Origin of the sequence: Caballeronia sp. LZ028 (genome assembly GCF_031451415.1) — a bacterium.
In the GTDB taxonomy this organism is placed as follows: Bacteria; Pseudomonadota; Gammaproteobacteria; order Burkholderiales; family Burkholderiaceae; genus Caballeronia; species Caballeronia zhejiangensis.
The window spans coordinates 440,453-457,767 of the sequence record NZ_JARUXN010000001.1 but is presented as its reverse complement, the minus strand read 5'-3'; the positions used below and the strand labels follow the sequence as shown (position 1 = coordinate 457,767).

The following is a 17,315-nucleotide window of genomic DNA, read 5'->3' as shown; positions in this document are numbered from 1 at the left end:
CGCCGCCCGGACCAGCGGCACAGGCGACACTCGCCACTTCCCAAAGACCCCGCCCGCGCCAGGCGGGGTTCTTTTTTTGCCCGCCCGGAATCGCGCACGCGCCCGCCCATCGGGAGCGACCGTTGCGCGCTGCGGCTACAATGTCAGGCTATTTCACATTTGGTGCAGGCCTCGTCCGTCATGACCCAGAACGCCATTCCGAAAGCCCCCGCGCGCGCCTATACGCGCGGCGCCGCGCTGCCCGCGCTGCTGCAAAAGCGCATCCTGATTCTCGACGGCGCGATGGGCACGATGATCCAGCGCTACAAGCTCGACGAAGCCGCGTATCGCGGCGAGCGCTTCAAGGACTACGGCCGCGACATCAAGGGCAATAACGAACTGCTGTCGATCACGCAGCCGCAGGTGATCCGCGAGATTCACGAGCAGTATCTGGCTGCGGGCGCGGACATCCTCGAAACAAACACGTTCGGCGCGACGCGTGTCGCCCAGGCCGATTACGGCATGGAAGACCTCGCCGCCGAGATGAACATCGAGTCGGCGAAGCTTGCGCGCGAAGCCTGCGACAAATACTCGACGCCCGACAAGCCGCGTTTCGTCGCGGGCGCGATCGGGCCGACGCCGAAGACCGCGAGCATTTCGCCCGACGTGAACGATCCGGGCGCGCGCAACGTGACCTTCGACGAACTGCGCGACGCGTACTACGAGCAGGCGAAGGCGCTGCTCGATGCGGGCTGCGATCTGTTCCTCGTCGAAACGATCTTCGACACGCTCAATGCAAAGGCCGCGCTGTTCGCGCTCGATCAACTGTTCGAGGACACCGGCGAACTCGTGCCGATCATGATCTCCGGCACCGTCACCGATGCATCGGGCCGCATTCTCTCCGGGCAAACGGTCGAGGCGTTCTGGAACTCGCTGCGTCACGCGAAGCCGCTCACGTTCGGCCTGAACTGCGCGCTCGGCGCGGCGCTGATGCGTCCGTACATCGCCGAGCTGGCGAAGCTGTGCGATACCTACGTGTCCTGCTACCCGAACGCGGGCCTGCCGAATCCGATGAGCGACACCGGCTTCGACGAGACGCCGGACGTAACGTCCGGATTGCTGAAGGAATTCGCGTCCGCCGGGCTCGTCAACGTCGCGGGCGGCTGCTGCGGCACGACGCCGGAGCACATCGCGGAAATCGCGAAGGCGCTCGCCGAAGTGAAGCCGCGCGCTTTCCCCTCGCAATACCGCGACGCCGCCTGAATCAGAGAAGAGAACAAGACATGACCGATCACACGATGCGTCTTTCCGGCCTCGAGCCGTTCAACGTCACCGACGGCTCGCTTTTCATCAACGTCGGCGAGCGCACGAACGTGACCGGCTCGAAGGCGTTCGCGCGCATGATCCTGAACGGCCAGTTCGACGAAGCGCTCGCCGTCGCGCGCCAGCAGGTCGAGAACGGCGCGCAGGTCATCGACATCAACATGGACGAAGCGATGCTCGATTCGAAAGCCGCGATGGTGCGCTTTCTGAATCTGATCGCGTCGGAGCCGGATATCGCGCGCGTGCCGATCATGATCGACTCGTCGAAGTGGGACGTGATCGAAGCGGGCCTGAAATGCGTGCAAGGCAAGGCGATCGTCAATTCGATCTCGCTGAAGGAAGGCAAGGAGCAGTTCGTTCATCACGCGAAGCTGATTCGCCGCTACGGCGCGGCATCGGTGGTGATGGCCTTCGACGAGCAAGGCCAGGCCGACACGTTTCAGCGCAAGACGGAAATCTGCAAACGCTCTTACGACATTCTCGTGAACGAAGTCGGCTTCGAGCCCGAAGACATCATCTTCGATCCGAACATCTTCGCAATCGCGACGGGCATCGAAGAGCACAACAACTACGCGGTCGATTTCATCGAAGCGACGCGCTGGATCAAGCAGAACCTGCCGCACGCGAAAGTGAGCGGCGGCGTGTCGAACGTGTCGTTCTCGTTTCGCGGCAACGATCCGGTGCGCGAGGCGATTCATACCGTGTTTCTGTATCACGCGATTCAGGCTGGCATGGACATGGGCATCGTCAACGCGGGCCAGCTCGGCGTGTATGCCGATCTCGACGCCGAGTTGCGCGAGCGCGTGGAAGACGTCGTGCTGAATCGTCGTGAGGACGGCACCGACCGTCTGCTCGAAATCGCGGACAAGTTCAAGACCGGCGCCGCGAAGAAGGAAGAAAACCTCGAATGGCGCAATCAGCCGGTCGAGGCGCGTCTGTCGCATGCGCTCGTGCACGGCATCACGAACTTCATCGTCGAAGATACGGAAGAAGTGCGGCAGAAGATCGACAAGGCCGGCGGTCGTCCGATCAACGTGATCGAAGGCCCGCTGATGGACGGCATGAACATCGTCGGCGACCTGTTCGGCGCGGGCAAGATGTTCCTGCCGCAAGTCGTGAAGTCGGCGCGCGTGATGAAGCAGGCGGTCGCGCATCTGATCCCGTTCATCGAAGAAGAGAAGAAGCGTCTCGCCGATGCCGGCGCGGACGTGCGGCCGAAGGGCAAGATCGTCATCGCGACCGTGAAGGGCGATGTGCACGACATCGGCAAGAACATCGTGTCGGTCGTGCTCCAGTGCAACAACTTCGAAGTGGTCAACATGGGCGTGATGGTGCCCTGCGCGACCATCCTGCAGAAGGCGAAGGAAGAAGGCGCGGACATCATCGGGCTGTCGGGACTGATCACGCCGAGCCTTGAAGAGATGGCTTATGTCGCGTCCGAAATGCAGCGCGACGAATACTTCCGCGGCAAGCAGACGCCGCTGCTCATCGGCGGCGCGACGACTTCGCGCGTGCATACCGCCGTGAAGATCGCGCCGCATTACGAAGGGCCGGTCGTGTACGTGCCGGATGCGTCGCGTTCGGTGTCGGTGGCGTCGAGCCTGTTGTCGGACGAAGGCGCGGCGAAGTATCTCGACGAACTCAAGAGCGACTACGAGCGCATCCGCACGCAGCACGCGAACCGCAAAGCGCAGCCGATGGTCACGTACGACGAAGCGCGCGCCAACAAGACGAAGATCGACTGGAGCGCCTACGCGCCGAAGAAGCCGAGCTTCATCGGGCGGCGCGTGTTCAAGAACTACGACCTCGCGGAACTGGCGAATTACATCGACTGGGGTCCGTTCTTTCAGACGTGGGATCTCGCCGGTCCCTATCCCGCGATTCTCAATGACGAGATCGTCGGCGAGTCGGCGCGGCGCGTGTTCTCCGACGGCAAGTCGATGCTCTCGCGCCTCATTCAGGGCCGCTGGCTGACGGCGAACGGCGTCATCACGCTTTTGCCCGCCAACACCGTGAACGACGACGACATCGAGATCTACACGGACGAATCGCGCTCGCAAGTGGCGATGACGTGGCGCAATCTGCGTCAACAAAGCGTGCGTCCGGTCGTCGATGGCGTGATGCGCCCGAACCGCTCGCTCGCCGATTTCATCGCGCCGAAGGATTCGGGCGTGAAGGACTACATCGGCATGTTCGCGGTGACGGCGGGCATCGGCGTCGATAAAAAGGAACAACAGTTCGAAGCCGATCACGACGACTACAGCGCGATCATGCTGAAGGCGCTCGCCGACCGTTTCGCGGAAGCCTTCGCCGAAGCGCTTCATGCGCGCGTGCGCCGCGAACTGTGGGGCTACGCCGCGAACGAGACGCTCGACAACGATGCGCTGATCGCGGAGAAGTACGTCGGCATTCGTCCGGCGCCGGGTTATCCGGCGTGCCCGGATCACCTCGTCAAGCGCGACATGTTCGAAGTGCTTCAGGCGAACGAGATCGGCATGAGCGTGACCGAATCGCTCGCGATGCTGCCGGCCGCGAGCGTCTCGGGCTTCTATATCGCGCATCCGGACAGCACGTACTTTTCGGTGGGCAAGATCGGCGACGATCAGCTCGCGAGCTACGCCGAACGCATGGCGATCTCGACCTCCGACGCGGAACGCGCGCTCGCGCCGTTGCGCTAAGGCATCGTGAAAACGACATATCGCGCAACTGATAGCCGGAATATGCACGGAACAGGCGGGAAATTTTTGAATTCCGTAGACTTGTCAGCGCGATAAGCCGTCGACATGACGGCCAACGCATTCTTTTCGTCAACGGAGAAAGTCGCATGAAGAAGATGACGTCCGCCGTAACCGTAGCGATCACCGCGGCTTTGCTCGCCGCGTCGAGTACCGCCGCTTTCGCGCAGGCGAGCAGCACCGAGGCTTCGTCGTACTCGCCGCCGCAAACCGAGCACAAGAAGAAACCGAAGAAGCCGAAGAAGCAACATCCGCCCGCGAAACCCGCCGGGCCGGAAGGCGGCCAGTCGCAGTAACCCGCCGCAGCGCGACTGAAGCCGTCAGACGTTTCGTCGGAAGAAAAAAACCCGCATCGGAAACGATGCGGGTTTTTCTTTGTGTCGCTGCGAATCGCGCGCCTCAGACGCCCCAGAGAATGTCCTTGTCGTGCTTTTGCGCGAGGCGAAGCATGTCGAGGAAAGGAAACGCGCGCTGCGCGAGCCCGATGGGAAGCTCGTGCGGCTCATGTCCTTCTTCGCCTTCATGAAAACGGCCGTCGTGCTCGGCGCGCTCTCTCTTGTCGGTGACGACCGCCGCTTCGAGCTTCTGAATGGCGGCGGGAATTTCATCGTGCGTGATGACGCCCCGCGCCGTGAGCTGCTTGCCGATGATGCCGAGCAAGTACTCCGCGAGGTTCTCGAGCATGATGACATCCGGTGCGGCCGGGGATTTGAATGTGATCAGCATGGCATGGTCCTTTTGTTTATGTTGGGTCATAGGCGGTTTGCAAACGAAACGCGCAGACGAGCCGGTCTCCCTGACAACATGACGACACCCTGATTCGACATATTAGCACCTGCTAAAATCCCCACTTTATGTGGTGGCCGGTTCCGTTCGCCTGCCAACACCACATGCGGGGCCAACGCGTCGCGAAGACGTCCTTCCGAGCCGGCATGCACGCCGGAACGCGCCCCGTCAGCCCTCGCTCCACTGGATCACATTCAGCATGCTGCCCGCACATAAACACACTCTCGAAACGCTCATCACCGACGCGGTCAAGCAGGTCGCGCAAGCCACGCAAGGCGCCAGCGAAGCGGCCTTCGTCACGCCCACGATCGTCCTCGAACGACCGAAGGTCGCGGCGCACGGCGACGTGGCGTCGAATGTCGCGATGCAGCTCGCCAGGCCGCTGCGCGCGAATCCGCGTCAGCTCGCGCAGCAGATCGTCGATGCGGTGCTCGGCCTGCCGGCCGCGAAGGGTCTCGTCGAGAGCGCCGAAGTGGCGGGTCCGGGCTTCATCAATCTGCGTCTTTCGGCGACGGCCAAGCAAGACGTGATCCCGGCCGTGCTCGGCGAAGCCGCCGCGTTCGGCCGTTCGACGCGCGACGCCGGCAGGCACGTGCTCGTCGAATTCGTATCGGCGAACCCGACGGGCCCGCTGCATGTCGGCCACGGCCGTCAGGCGGCGCTCGGCGATGCGCTCTCGAACCTGCTCGAAACGCAGGGCTACGACGTGCATCGCGAGTTCTACTACAACGACGCGGGCGTGCAGATCGGCAATCTCGCCACGTCCACGCAACTGCGCGCGCGCGGCCTCAAGCCGGGCGACGAGCAGTGGCCGGAAGCGGCGTACAACGGCGAGTACATCGCCGATATCGCGCGCGACTACATGGCGGGCGAAACCGTCGCGGCGAAGGACGGCGAACCGGTGAAGGGCAAAGGCGACGTCGAGGACCTCGAAGCCATCCGTCATTTCGCGGTCGCGTATCTGCGTCACGAGCAGGACATGGATCTCACCGCGTTCGGCGTGAAGTTCGACCAGTTCTATCTGGAGTCGTCGCTGTACAAGGAAGGCCGTGTCGAGAAGACGGTCGCGGCGCTCGTCGATGCCGGCAAGACGTACGAGCAGGACGGCGCGCTGTGGCTGCGCACCACCGACGACGGCGACGACAAGGACCGCGTCATGAAGAAGTCCGACGGCACGTACACGTACTTCGTGCCGGACGTGGCGTATCACGTGACCAAGTGGGAACGCGGCTACACAAAGGTCATCAACATCCAGGGCTCGGACCATCACGGCACGATCGCGCGCGTGCGCGCCGGCTTGCAGGGACTCGGCATCGGCATTCCGAAGGGCTATCCCGACTACGTGCTGCACAAGATGGTCACCGTCATGCGCGACGGCCAGGAAGTGAAAATCTCCAAACGCGCGGGCAGCTACGTGACGGTGCGCGATCTGATCGAATGGTCGGGCGGACTCACGCCGGGCCACGAAACCGCGCCCGATCAGATCGACGAGGACACCATCCGCCGCGGCCGCGATGCCGTGCGCTTCTTCCTCATTTCGCGCAAGGCCGACACCGAATTCGTGTTCGACATCGACCTCGCGCTCAAGCAGAACGACGAGAATCCGGTCTATTACGTGCAATACGCGCACGCGCGCATTTGCACGATCCTGAACGACTGGAAGGAGAAGTTCGGCGGCGACATTTCGAAGGCAGCGCAGGCCGATCTCTCGCCGCTGTCGAGCGACCGCGCAATGGCGCTGCTCAACAAGCTCGCCGAATTCCCCGAAATGCTCGCGCACGCCGCCGACGTACTCGCGCCGCACGCCGTCGCGTTCTATCTGCGCGATCTCGCTGGCGAATTTCACTCGTTCTACAATGCGGAGCGCGTGCTCGTGGACGACGAAAAGGAACGCACCGCGCGCATCGCGCTGCTCGCGGCGACGCGTCAGGTTCTCGAAAACGGTCTCGCGACCATCGGCGTTTCCGCTCCTCAAAAGATGTGACCCTTCTGCCGCGCACGCACGAATTCAGAATTTTCGGCGTGCGCAAGCAGATGCCTGGCGCGGGCTTGTCTTGAGCCGCCGCTATAATCGTCGCCCAACCAGAAGACTTTCTCGCAGGTGATTCATACGATGGCAAAACCACGCCGCACATCGAAGCAGTCGAAGCAAACGGGGGGAACGTTTATCGGTATCGTGCTGGGCCTGATCGTCGGCCTCGCGATTGCCGTAATCGTCGCGCTGTACATCACGCGTGCGCCCACGCCATTCGTGGCGAAGGTCGCGCCGCCGCCGTCCGAGGCCAACTCCGCGCCTGCCGCCGCGCAACCGTACGATCCGAATCGTCCGCTGCAAGGCAAGACGCCGGGCCAGGCGGTGCCGCAAGCCGCGCAGCCCACGCCGCCCAACACCGCGCCGGGCCAGACCAACAATCAGACGCAGTCGTCGGGCATGCTCGACGAGCCGCAGATCGTCGAAGTACCGCCGTCGGGCGCAACGGCATCGGCGCCGAAGACCGCGAGCACGGCGCCCGCGAAGAAGCCCGAAGCCGCACCGGGCGCGCCCGCCGCGACGAGCAACGCGAACGCCACGCCGCCGAAGGGCGGCTCGGCGCCCACGACGGCGAAGACCACGCCGCCCGCGCCCGGCGAGCCGAACACGGGCTACTTCCTGCAAGTCGGCGCGTACAAGACGCAGGCGGATGCCGAACAGCAGCGCGCGCGTCTCGGCTTCCAGGGCTTCGAATCGAAGGTCACGCAGCGCGATGCAGGCGGCGTCACGTACTATCGCGTGCGGATCGGGCCGTTCGCGAAGTTCGAGGACATGAACACCGCGCGCCAGCGTCTGTCCGATGCGGGCGTCGATACCGCCGTCATCCGTTTCTCGAAGCAATAACGAAGCAATAACGCAGCAAACGAAGTCGAAGCGCCGCGACGCTTAAGCGTGGCTTAAGCGTCGTATGTCCCACTTATGGGCCTGCTTTTGTTCCGTCGCGTTTCCATTGCGTATCTCTTCAATCATGAAAAAAATCTTTAGCGCGTTGGCTCTCTCCCTCGGCATCGCAGCCGCATCCCTGAGCGTCGCGAATTCCGCGATGGCCGCGCCCACCGCCGGCAAGGATTACACCGTGCTGCAGGCGGCTCAGCCGATCGCCGCGCCTGCGGGCAAGGTCGAGGTCATCGAGTTCTTCTGGTACGGCTGCCCGCATTGCAACGAGTTCGAGCCGTACATCGAGGCATGGGCGAAGAAGCAAGGTCCGGACGTCGTGTTCAAGCGCGTGCCGGTGGCATTCCGCGACGACTTTATTCCGCACTCGAAGATGTATCACGCGCTCGACGCGCTCGGCGTCGCGGAAAAGGTCACGCCGGCCGTGTTCAACGAAATCCACGTGAAGAAGAACTATCTGCTGACGCCGCAGGCGCAGGCGGACTTCCTCAAGACGCAGGGCGTCGATCCGAAGAAGTACATGGACGCGTATAACTCGTTCTCGACGCAAAGCGCCGTGCAGCGCGACGCCAAGCTCCTGCAGGACTACAAGATCGACGGCGTGCCGACGGTCGTCGTGCAGGGCAAGTACGAAACCGGCCCGGCGATGACCAACAGCCTGCCGGGGACGACGCAGGTCATGGACTTCCTCGTCCAGCAAGTCCGCGACAAGAAGCTGTAAGCACCGACGCTCCGCATGACCGCAGTTCGTTTGAAGGTCTTTATCACCGGGGCGTCGAGCGGCATCGGCCTTGCAATGGCCGAAGAGTATGTGAAGCGCGGGGCCATCCTCGGCCTCGTCGCCCGCCGCGCCGATTCCCTCGCCGCATTCGCGGCCCGTCATCCGCAAAGCTCCATCTCGATCTATCCCGCCGATGTGCGCGACCCCGACGCGCTCGCCGATGCCGCGCGCCGCTTCATCGCGGAGCACGGCACGGCGGATGTCGTCATCGCGAACGCGGGCATGAGCCGCGGCGCGCTGACGGGCCACGGCGATCTCGACACCTTCCGTGCCGTGATGGACGTGAACTATTTCGGCATGGTCGCGACATTCGAGCCGTTCGTCGCGTCGATGACGGCCGCGCGGCGCGGCACGCTCGTCGGCATTGCGAGCGTCGCGGGCGTGCGCGGGCTGCCCGGCGGCGGCGCGTACAGCGCGTCGAAATCGGCGGTGGCGAAATATCTGGAATCGTTGCGCGTGGAGATGCGCCCGCTCGGCGTGGCCGTCGTCACGATCGCGCCGGGCTACGTGCGCTCGGAGATGACCGCGCACAATCCGTATCGCATGCCGTTCCTGATGGACGCCGACCGCTTCGCCGCGAAAGCCGCCGACGCGATCGATCGCAAAGTGCGCTACGCGACGTTTCCATGGCAGATGCGCGTCGCGGGCATGCTGATGCACGTCCTGCCGCGCTGGCTCTACGACGCGCTCGCCGAACGCGCGCCACGCAAACCACGCGCGGACGAATGACGTAAAAAAACCGGCTGCGCGCAAACGCAGCCGGTTTTTTATCGGGCGAACGTCCGAACGGTCAGAACGCCACGTAGGCCGAGCTGTTCGGCAACTGGTATCCGACGTAGACATGCCGGCCGAAGAAGAACGGCAAGCCGAAGTCGAAGAAGTTCGACATGCCCAACTGACCGCCGAGACTGTTGAAGGCGAACTTGTTCTTGCCTTGCGTCAGCGTGCTCGCGTTGGCGAGCAGGAACGGCACGGTGGCGCTGTTGCCTTCGCTGCCTTTGATCGTGGTCGACAGCGACTGCGTCGCGCTCGGGCAATAGAACGCCGACGATCCGTTGCACAGCGGAAAACTATCCTGGAAGAAGTTGCCGTTCGACCCGGTGTCGAAGAACGTCTTGTACGTCTTGCCCTTGTACGTGCCGGTCAGGTCGCCATAGGGGTCGGTGCCGTACTTCGTCACGTTGCTGATCCCGTTGTTGCTCTGCGTGCCGATGCCGAATATCAGCACGCCGGTCGCGGTGGCCGCGCCGTTATCGGCAACGGGCGGCAATTGCACGATCACGCCGTTGTTGTTGACCGCGAACTTGGTGACCGGATTCGTCACTTGCTGCGCCAGCGGCACCGCGACACCCGAGCAATTCGCGCCGTTGGTGCACGAGAAGTACATCGCGTTGAGCGCCGTGCTCGCGCAGCCGTCGCCGCAGTCGTAGGCCTGCGGGCCGATGCCGAGAATGCCGTTCGCGCCGATGTCGGCGGTCGAATTTTCGTCGCTGCCGGACGGACAGCCGTTGTCGCCGGTCGGCGCCGCGGATGCACTCAGATCGCCGATGATCTGAATCGGCACGCCCGACGCCACTTCCGTGCCCATCTTCACGTCGGCCGTGCGGACGGTGCCCCACGTGTAGCCGTCGGCGAAACCGGCGCATTCGGCGAGCTGCCCGCCGTTCGACGCGCGCGAGGTCGGCAGGCTGCCGAGCACGTTCTGCGCCGCCGATCCGAGAATGCGCAGGCCGAAGGACGCCGTGTCGACCTGAATGTTGTCGATCGTCTGACACACCGACGAGCCCGGCGCGCACACCGTCACCGATACGTTCGGAATGTTGACGAAGCCCGCGGCGCCGGAGTTGACGTTGATCGCCACCGCGTTCGTGCCGTTGGGCGCGATCGGCTGCGCGTTCGCGGTGCTGGTGGTCGAGCCGCCGCCGCTGGAACCGCCCGAGCCGCCGGAGCCGCCCGACGAACCGCCGCCGCTGCTGGAACTGGAGTCGTCGCCGCCGCCACCGCCGCAGGCCGCGAGCGTGACGGAAAGGCAGAGCACGCCGAGCCAGCGGGCAAGGCCGCCGCGCCGGGACGAAGAGAGAGCGGGATGGCCGAGTGTCGTTCTATGCATACTGAGTCTCCCGTCGCTTACTGGATGTCGCTGGCGGACACGCCGGCAGGCAACGATTGCGGCAAATACGCGCTGCCCGCGAACGAGCCCATGTGACCGCCCGAATCCACGACGAGTCCGGAATCCTGCACGCTGACCGGCCCGCGGCCGCCGCGCGCGGCGCGTTGCGCCTTCAGGCCCTGCTGATACTGCGGGAAATAGCTGCCGAGCAGGCTGGCGAGATCCGGCATGCGGGGACCGTGCCACGCGATGCCGAACACGACGCCTTCCGTCGACAAATATTCGTTGATGACCGTTCCGCTCGCGAGCGTGGTCGTGCGAACGGTGTAGTTCGACGCCGATGTCGTCGATGCGCTCGATGCGCTCGATGCGCCGCTTGCGACGGCCGCACGCGCGAGCGCGGCCGTGGATGATTCCGCCGTGGCGCCTTGCGGCGCTGCCATCGGCTGGCCGCCGAGCACGGCGTAGGCGGGCGCTGCCGCGCTCACGCCGAGCGCGCCGGCAACGATTGCCAACGCGCTCATGAGATGCCCATGACGGGATTGCTTCGGTGCCTTCACTGGGCCTCCTATCGGTTATCCGCCGGCCCCGCCACTTGATTCAGAGACCGGTGCTTGACGATTGAGTGACAGATGCGCCACCGCCTTTCGCCCCAAAATCGTGCGGGCGCGAACATCGTCAGTATGCCAGCCAGGTGGAACCGTCCTAACGTTCGCAAGCGCACGAAATAAAAAACGCGAAGCGCAATGGTATGCGCTTCGCGTCATCTCGCAACTTCGATGCCGGCCTAAGTTACGAAGGCTTACAAAATCACCCTCAAAATCCCAGGCTGGCGAGCAGATCGTCCACTTGTGACTGATCCTGCACGACGTCGCTGCGTCCTTCGGGATTGATTTGCGGACCGTTCAGCAGGCTTTCCGGACTGCCGGTCGACACTGCCGACATCAGCGCCGCCGCCGATGCAGCGAACTGCTCGCGGCGTTCCGGCGCGATGTTCTCGAGCAAAACGCCCAGCAATTGCTGCTCGATCAGATACACGACGTCCGTAATCTTTTTGATGACCTGGCCGGTCAGATCCTGGAAATCCTGCGCGAGCATGATTTCGAGCAATTGGGCATTGGTCGCCTGGGTGCGCTCCGGCACGCTCTGCAGGAACGAGCGCGTCTGCGCGAGCAGTTCCCCCGCCTCGCCCTGCGCGAGCGGCGCGCCGTACCACTTCGCCCAGCGCGCGTCGAGCGCCTGCGCTTCGGTTTGCAGCGATTCCTGCATCGGCTTGGCAAGCTCGATCGCGTTGAGCGCGCGCTCGGCGGCCTGCTCGGTCATCGTCGCGACATATTTCAGGCGGTCGCGCGCGTCGGGCACGGCTTGCGCGGCGGCTTCGACCTGCTTGTCGAGGCCGAGCTCGCGCATCGAATCGCGCAGCGTGCGCGTCAGTTGGCCGATGCGCGCGAGAATGCGGTCGCTCGACGGATCGCCTTCGCTTTCGGCAACCGCGGCGACCGCGGCTGCGAGTTCAGTGGTCAGATCGTTCAAGATCAGCTCCCCGCTTTGGCCATCTTCTCGAGAATCTTGGTGAGCTTCTCGTCGAGCGTGGCGGCCGTGAAAGGCTTCACCACGTAACCGTTCGCGCCCGCTTGCGCCGCCGCGATGATGTTTTCCTTCTTCGACTCGGCCGTCACCATCAGCACCGGCAGATGCGAGAGCGTCGCGTCCGCGCGGATCTGCTGAAGCATCGACAGGCCGTCGAGGTTCGGCATGTTCCAGTCGGTGATCACGAAGTCGAATCCGCCGCCGCGCAGACGCGCGAGGCCCGCCGCGCCGTCTTCGGCTTCGTCGACGTTGCCGTAGCCCAGCTCCTTGAGCAGGTTACGCACGATACGGCGCATCGTCGGAAAATCGTCGACGACGAGGATCTTCATGTTCTTGTCCATCATGACTCCAGTGTGTTCTCAATGCGGCGGCGCCGCTTAAATCCAAAGTTCAGACGCGCTGTACGCGTTCGCCCATCGAGGCAAGCCGCGCCATCACGCGCCGGCTCATTTCAGAGAGCGGCGCGATTTCGCTCGCACCGCCCATTGCAATCGCTTCGCGCGGCATGCCGAACACCACGCAACTCGCTTCGTCCTGCGCGAGCGTGTAAGCGCCCGCCTGCTGCATGTCCAGAAGACCGGCGGCGCCGTCGCGGCCCATGCCGGTCAGGATCACGCCGATCGCGTTCTTGCCCGCGTGCTGCGCCGCCGAACGGAACAGCACGTCGACCGAAGGCCGATGCCGGTTCACGGGCGGCGCATCCGACAGATGCGCGACATAGTTCGCACCGCTCCTCGCGAGCACCAGATGCGCGTGGCCGGGCGCGATGTACGCGTGGCCCGGCAACACGCGCTCGCCGTGCTCCGCTTCCTTCACGGTGATGCGGCACAGCCCGTTCAGGCGCTGCGCGAACGACTTCGTGAAGCCCGGCGGCATGTGCTGCGCGATGAGCACCGCGGGCGCATCGGGCGGCAGCGGCACGAGCACTTCGCGGATCGCTTCCGTTCCGCCCGTCGAAGCGCCGACGATCACGAGCTTTTCCGTCGACACGAGCGGATTGTTGAAATGCGGCGCGGGCTTGTGCGTCGCCGCGTTCGCCGGCGCGCTCGCCGCGTGCGTCGTCTGCTTCACGCGTGCCCGCGATGCGGCGCGCACCTTGTCGGCGAGCTTTTCCGCGTAATCGAGCATGCCGTCGCGGATGCCGACTTTCGGCTTCGTGACGAAATCGACCGCGCCGAGTTCCAGCGCGCGCAGCGTGATTTCGTTGCCGCGCTCGGTCAGCGACGACACCATCACGACCGGCATCGGTCGCAGGCGCATCAGCTTTTCCAGGAAGTCGAGGCCGTCCATGCGCGGCATTTCGACGTCGAGCGTGAGCACGTCCGGGTTATGCAGCTTGATGAGCTCGCGCGCGACGAGCGGATCGGGCGCGGTCGCGCAGACGTGCATGTCGGGCTGCGCGTTGATGATCTCGGTCATCAGGCTGCGCACGAGCGCCGAATCGTCGACGCACAGCACTTTGATCTTTGGCGCTGTGTTCATGCTTCCTCCACGGTCTTGAGACGCGACGTGAACAACTCGACGCGCGGGCGCTTCGCCGCCGATGCATTCGTCGTGAACGACTCCGCACGCGGTTTCGCGTTCGACTGAAACAGCTCGACGCGCGCACGCGCTTTCGCGAGCCGCTCCGCGCGCTCTTCCGGCGTGCGCTGCACGAGCGCCTGCTCGCGCTCGACGACCACCGGGTCATGCGCCGTCTTCAGCTTCTTGACCATCACCTGACCCGAGCGCGGCATGAACGCGACCTTGCGCGGATGCGCGCCCTGCAAGTCCTCGGCGACGATGCGAATCTTTTCCAGCGCGAGATAACGCCGCACGAACTCCGAATTGCGATCGCCGATGTTGATGGTCGTCATGCCCGCGAGCACCGCGCCGCCGCCGAACACCTTCGCTTCGAAGCGCTCGCGCCGTCCGCCGCGCTTGATGAGCTCGTTGATGAGCACTTCCATCGCGTACGCGCCGTAGCGCATCGAATCCGACGATGCGTGCGACGCGTCGGAACCGTCATCGGGCAACATGAAGTGATTCATGCCGCCGATGCCCGCCGTGCGATCGTGGATGCACGCCGCCACGCACGAACCCAGCACCGTGACGAGCACCATGTCTTCGCTCGTCATGTAGAACTCGTTCGGCAGGAGCTTCACGCCCTGCTTCTTGAAGTGATTGTCGAAATAGAGATTCGACGCCATTGGCAGACCGCTCATGCCGGCTCTCCCGCGAGCGCGCGCTTCGATCCGCTCGCAACCTTCGTATCGCGCGTGAGTTCGTACACGGTCTGGCCGCGCAGCCGGAACGCCTGCGACACATACGTGAAGTTCTCCGAATGCCCCGCGAAGAGCAGCGCGCCCGGCTTCATCAGCGGCTCGAAGCGCGTGAGCACCTGGCCCTGCGTCGGCTTGTCGAAGTAGATCATCACGTTGCGGCAGAAGATCGCGTCGAACGGGCCTTTCACGTCGTAGCGCGCTTCGGTCAGATTCACGCGGCCGAAGTTCACCATCGCGCGCAACTCGGGGCGCACTTTCACGAGACCCGCGTGCGCGCCCGTGCCCTTCAGGAAGAAGCGCTTGAGACGCTCGACGGGCAATGCCTTCACCTGATCGAGCGAATACACGCCCGCTTCGGCTTTCGCGAGCACTTGACTGTCGATGTCGCTCGCGAACACCGTGCACTGGCGCGCGGCGTGTTCGCCCAACGCTTCGACGAGCGTCATCGCGATGGAATACGGCTCCTCGCCGGTCGACGCCGCCGAGCACCACACCGAGAACGGCTGCTGCCGGCGCTTCACGAAGTCCGCGAGAATCGGAAAGTGATGCGACTCGCGGAAAAACGCCGTCAGGTTCGTGGTCAGCGCGTTGACGAACGCTTCCCATTCGGCGTTGTCGTCGTTGGTTTCGAGACGGTCGAGATACTGCTTGAACGTATCGATGCCGCAGGCGCGCAGCCGGCGCGCGAGGCGGCTGTACGCCATGTCGCGTTTGTGGTCCGACAGCGAGATGCCTGCGCGGCGATGAATCAGCTCGCGAATGCGGGCGAAATCCGCCGATGTGAATTCGAAATCGCGCTCGACTTCCGTGCCGCGCACATTGGCGGGCAAGTCGACGCGCGCGTTGCGCGTTGCCATCATGATGTTTCGTGCTTCCTTGACGTCGTCCCCGACGTCCGATGTGGCGTGTTCGTCGCGCTCGACCATGCGGACTCGCGCTTTTCCTGCGTGTCGATCGTGGTGCGCGATGCCTGCATGGCCGTTTTCGTTCCGGTCCGGTTAAAAGGTTTCCCAGTCGCCGTCGTCGGCGGTCGTCGCTTTCGCACGCGGTGCCGCAGCGGGCTTGGCAACGCTCGCCGGCTTGATCGCCGGCTTGACTGTTTCCTTGACTGCTTCCTTATTAACGGCCGCTTCCGGCGCAACTTTTGGCGTCTCGACAGCTTTCGCTTTCGCTGCAACCGAAGACGTCGACGGTTCGACGCGCGCCGCCGGCGCAAGACGCGCCACGGCCGTCGATGCGCTCGTGCGCGCCGGCGCTGCCGCCGCGCCTTGCACGCGCCATTGCGCGACCACGTCCTTCAGCTGACGCGTCTGCTCTTCGAGCGATGCCGCAGCGGCGGCCGCCTGCTCGACGAGCGCGGCGTTCTGTTGCGTCACGCTGTCCATCTGCGTGACGGCGCGATTGACCTGCTCGATGCCATCGGACTGTTCCTCCGACGCCGCGCTGATCTCGCCCATGATGTCGGTCACGCGGCGCACCGCCTGCACGATCTCGCTCATCGTCTGACCGGCGCGCGCGACGAGTTCCGTGCCGCTGTCGACCTTCGCGGCCGAATCGCCGATGAGCGCCTTGATTTCCTTCGCCGCCGCCGCGCTGCGTTGCGCGAGCGAGCGCACTTCGCCCGCCACGACCGCGAATCCCCGCCCTTCCTCGCCCGCGCGCGCCGCTTCCACGGCCGCGTTCAACGCGAGAATGTTGGTCTGGAACGCGATGCCTTCGATCACGCCGATGATGTCCACCACCTTGTTCGAGCTCGATGCAATGGCGTGCATCGTCTCGACGACCTGCTCGACGACTTCACCGCCGCGCGAAGCGATATCCGACGCGTTCACCGCGAGCTGGCTCGCCTGGCGCGCGTTGTCGGCGTTCTGCTTCACCGTGCTCGTGAGCTCTTCCATGCTCGACGCCGTTTCCTGCAGCGACGCCGCCTGCTCTTCCGTGCGCTGCGACAGATCCGTGTTGCCGCTCGCGATTTCATGCGCGCCGACATCGATCGATTCCGCGCCGCGATGTACCGCGCCGACCATCGTCGTCAGATTGCCGCGCATGCGCTCGATACCCGCGAACAGGCGGCCGATTTCGTTGCCGCTTTCGCTCTGCGCGGACTGCGTGAGATCGCCGCGCGAGATGCGGTCGAAGTGATCGACGGCCTCGTTGATCGGCTTCACGATCAGGCTGGAGAGCGCCATGCGCGTGCCGATCAGCATCAGCACCGCGAGCACGAGCACCGCGCCGATCGTCATGTTGAGCGCCGCGATATTCGACGACGTGCTGACGCGCGAGCTTTCCGCGTGCGCCTGATGCGACGCGACCGCAGCCGTCACGGCCTGATCGAACGCGACGAACATCGGGCTGATCTTCGTGTCCGCGATCGCGTGATACGCGGCCAGGTCGTTCGCCCGGATCGCGGTGAATTCCGGCTCCACGCCGGTCTTCACGAGCGTCTCGTGCTGGGCGACGAGCGCATCGAGCGTGTCCTTCGGGAGCATCGGCTTCGGCGTATCGAGATAGAGCTTCCAGTTCTCGTTGCTCTTGTCGAGCAGATACTGGCCGCGATCGATCGCCTTCTTCGCTTCTTCCGTATTGCCCGCTTCGGCGAGCGAACGCACGCGGTCGAGCGTCACGCGCGAGCGCAGCAGATACGACGACGTTTCCGACAGCGCGCGCATCGCGACCATGTCTTCCTGCGCGAGCGACGCGAGCGACGCATTGGCCGAGTTCAGTCCCACGAGCGCGAGTGCGCCGATGAGCGCCGCGCAACCGACGAACAACAAGCCGACGAGCGTGAGCGTCGTGCGGATCGACAACTTCTTCAGCATGG

The 17,315-nt window shown here is 64.3% G+C and carries 16 protein-coding genes; 7 read left to right on the top strand and 9 right to left on the bottom strand.

The window, feature by feature from the left end; translation table 11 throughout:
- The first annotated feature begins 180 nt into the window (after positions 1–180).
- From QCE58_RS02160 to QCE58_RS02150, 3 genes are all read left to right on the top strand, one after another.
- Positions 181–1,242 (top strand): homocysteine S-methyltransferase family protein, encoded by a 1,062-nt coding sequence (locus QCE58_RS02160; RefSeq protein ID WP_008351850.1) that lies wholly within the window; start codon positions 181–183, stop codon positions 1,240–1,242.
- Entirely contained in the window at positions 1,239–3,980 is a 2,742-nt protein-coding gene (gene metH / locus QCE58_RS02155) for a methionine synthase (RefSeq protein WP_275445841.1), read from the top strand. The genes QCE58_RS02160 and metH overlap by 4 nt, the downstream gene beginning before the upstream one ends.
- A 146-nt stretch (positions 3,981–4,126) precedes the next feature.
- Positions 4,127–4,333, top strand: a complete 207-nt coding sequence (locus QCE58_RS02150; RefSeq protein WP_008351852.1) for a hypothetical protein — start codon at positions 4,127–4,129, stop codon at positions 4,331–4,333.
- Between the two features lie 103 nt (positions 4,334–4,436).
- On the opposite strand, the gene QCE58_RS02145 is transcribed toward QCE58_RS02150, so the two are convergent.
- Entirely contained in the window at positions 4,437–4,763 is a 327-nt protein-coding gene (locus QCE58_RS02145) for a DUF1840 domain-containing protein (RefSeq protein ID WP_008351853.1), read from the bottom strand.
- Between the two features lie 259 nt (positions 4,764–5,022).
- Between QCE58_RS02145 and argS the strand changes: the two genes are divergently transcribed.
- The 4 genes from argS to QCE58_RS02125 all read left to right on the top strand — a co-directional run bounded on the left by argS (position 5,023) and on the right by QCE58_RS02125 (position 9,259).
- A complete protein-coding gene (gene argS / locus QCE58_RS02140; RefSeq protein ID WP_309779192.1) occupies positions 5,023–6,807 on the top strand; it encodes an arginine--tRNA ligase in 1,785 nt (594 codons plus the stop codon).
- A gap of 129 nt (positions 6,808–6,936) precedes the next feature.
- On the top strand, positions 6,937–7,698 hold the full coding sequence (locus tag QCE58_RS02135; protein WP_008351857.1) for an SPOR domain-containing protein: 762 nt from the start codon (positions 6,937–6,939) through the stop codon (positions 7,696–7,698).
- Between the two features lie 124 nt (positions 7,699–7,822).
- Positions 7,823–8,470 carry a thiol:disulfide interchange protein DsbA/DsbL gene (locus QCE58_RS02130; RefSeq protein ID WP_034470441.1) on the top strand — a complete coding sequence of 216 codons (648 nt, stop codon included), beginning with the start codon at positions 7,823–7,825 and terminating at the stop codon, positions 8,468–8,470.
- A 15-nt stretch (positions 8,471–8,485) separates the two neighbouring features.
- A complete protein-coding gene (locus tag QCE58_RS02125; protein ID WP_250480226.1) occupies positions 8,486–9,259 on the top strand; it encodes an SDR family oxidoreductase in 774 nt (257 codons plus the stop codon).
- A gap of 61 nt (positions 9,260–9,320) precedes the next feature.
- On the opposite strand, the gene QCE58_RS02120 is transcribed toward QCE58_RS02125, so the two are convergent.
- From QCE58_RS02120 to QCE58_RS02085, 8 genes are all read right to left on the bottom strand, one after another.
- The gene (locus tag QCE58_RS02120) at positions 9,321–10,640 is read right to left on the bottom strand and encodes a DUF3443 domain-containing protein (protein ID WP_250501667.1); all 1,320 of its coding nucleotides are present in this window, start codon (positions 10,638–10,640) and stop codon (positions 9,321–9,323) included.
- 17 nt (positions 10,641–10,657) lie between these two features.
- Complete coding sequence (locus QCE58_RS02115; protein ID WP_309779190.1) at positions 10,658–11,200, bottom strand: DUF2844 domain-containing protein; 543 nt, start codon at positions 11,198–11,200, stop codon at positions 10,658–10,660.
- Between the two features lie 256 nt (positions 11,201–11,456).
- Complete coding sequence (cheZ, locus tag QCE58_RS02110) at positions 11,457–12,173, bottom strand: protein phosphatase CheZ (protein WP_008351868.1); 717 nt, start codon at positions 12,171–12,173, stop codon at positions 11,457–11,459.
- Between the two features lie 2 nt (positions 12,174–12,175).
- Entirely contained in the window at positions 12,176–12,571 is a 396-nt protein-coding gene (cheY, locus tag QCE58_RS02105) for a chemotaxis response regulator CheY (RefSeq protein ID WP_008351870.1), read from the bottom strand.
- Positions 12,572–12,620: 49 nt separating this feature from the next.
- Positions 12,621–13,712: a chemotaxis response regulator protein-glutamate methylesterase gene (locus QCE58_RS02100; RefSeq protein ID WP_008351872.1), complete on the bottom strand. Its 1,092-nt coding sequence runs from the start codon at positions 13,710–13,712 to the stop codon at positions 12,621–12,623.
- The gene (cheD, locus tag QCE58_RS02095; protein WP_033536555.1) at positions 13,709–14,434 is read right to left on the bottom strand and encodes a chemoreceptor glutamine deamidase CheD; all 726 of its coding nucleotides are present in this window, start codon (positions 14,432–14,434) and stop codon (positions 13,709–13,711) included. Before cheD ends, QCE58_RS02100 begins: the two co-directional genes overlap by 4 nt.
- Complete coding sequence (locus tag QCE58_RS02090; RefSeq protein WP_033536589.1) at positions 14,431–15,354, bottom strand: CheR family methyltransferase; 924 nt, start codon at positions 15,352–15,354, stop codon at positions 14,431–14,433. Before QCE58_RS02090 ends, cheD begins: the two co-directional genes overlap by 4 nt.
- A 138-nt stretch (positions 15,355–15,492) precedes the next feature.
- Entirely contained in the window at positions 15,493–17,313 is a 1,821-nt protein-coding gene (locus QCE58_RS02085; RefSeq protein WP_008351877.1) for a methyl-accepting chemotaxis protein, read from the bottom strand.
- Positions 17,314–17,315: the final 2 nt, after the last annotated feature.

Excerpts from the sequence above, each read along its gene's own strand:
- cheD (WP_033536555.1), bottom strand. The coding sequence starts at position 14,434 with ATGAGCGGTCTGCCAATGGCGTCGAATCTCTATTTCGACAATCACTTC.
- QCE58_RS02135 (WP_008351857.1), top strand. The coding sequence starts at position 6,937 with ATGGCAAAACCACGCCGCACATCGAAGCAGTCGAAGCAAACGGGGGGA.
- QCE58_RS02125 (WP_250480226.1), top strand. The coding sequence starts at position 8,486 with ATGACCGCAGTTCGTTTGAAGGTCTTTATCACCGGGGCGTCGAGCGGC.
- QCE58_RS02085 (WP_008351877.1), bottom strand. The coding sequence starts at position 17,313 with ATGCTGAAGAAGTTGTCGATCCGCACGACGCTCACGCTCGTCGGCTTG.
- cheY (WP_008351870.1), bottom strand. The coding sequence starts at position 12,571 with ATGGACAAGAACATGAAGATCCTCGTCGTCGACGATTTTCCGACGATG.
- QCE58_RS02160 (WP_008351850.1), top strand. The coding sequence starts at position 181 with ATGACCCAGAACGCCATTCCGAAAGCCCCCGCGCGCGCCTATACGCGC.
- QCE58_RS02090 (WP_033536589.1), bottom strand. The coding sequence starts at position 15,354 with ATGATGGCAACGCGCAACGCGCGCGTCGACTTGCCCGCCAATGTGCGC.
- QCE58_RS02100 (WP_008351872.1), bottom strand. The coding sequence starts at position 13,712 with ATGAACACAGCGCCAAAGATCAAAGTGCTGTGCGTCGACGATTCGGCG.
- QCE58_RS02150 (WP_008351852.1), top strand. The coding sequence starts at position 4,127 with ATGAAGAAGATGACGTCCGCCGTAACCGTAGCGATCACCGCGGCTTTG.
- QCE58_RS02120 (WP_250501667.1), bottom strand. The coding sequence starts at position 10,640 with ATGCATAGAACGACACTCGGCCATCCCGCTCTCTCTTCGTCCCGGCGC.
- argS (WP_309779192.1), top strand. The coding sequence starts at position 5,023 with ATGCTGCCCGCACATAAACACACTCTCGAAACGCTCATCACCGACGCG.
- QCE58_RS02130 (WP_034470441.1), top strand. The coding sequence starts at position 7,823 with ATGAAAAAAATCTTTAGCGCGTTGGCTCTCTCCCTCGGCATCGCAGCC.
- QCE58_RS02145 (WP_008351853.1), bottom strand. The coding sequence starts at position 4,763 with ATGCTGATCACATTCAAATCCCCGGCCGCACCGGATGTCATCATGCTC.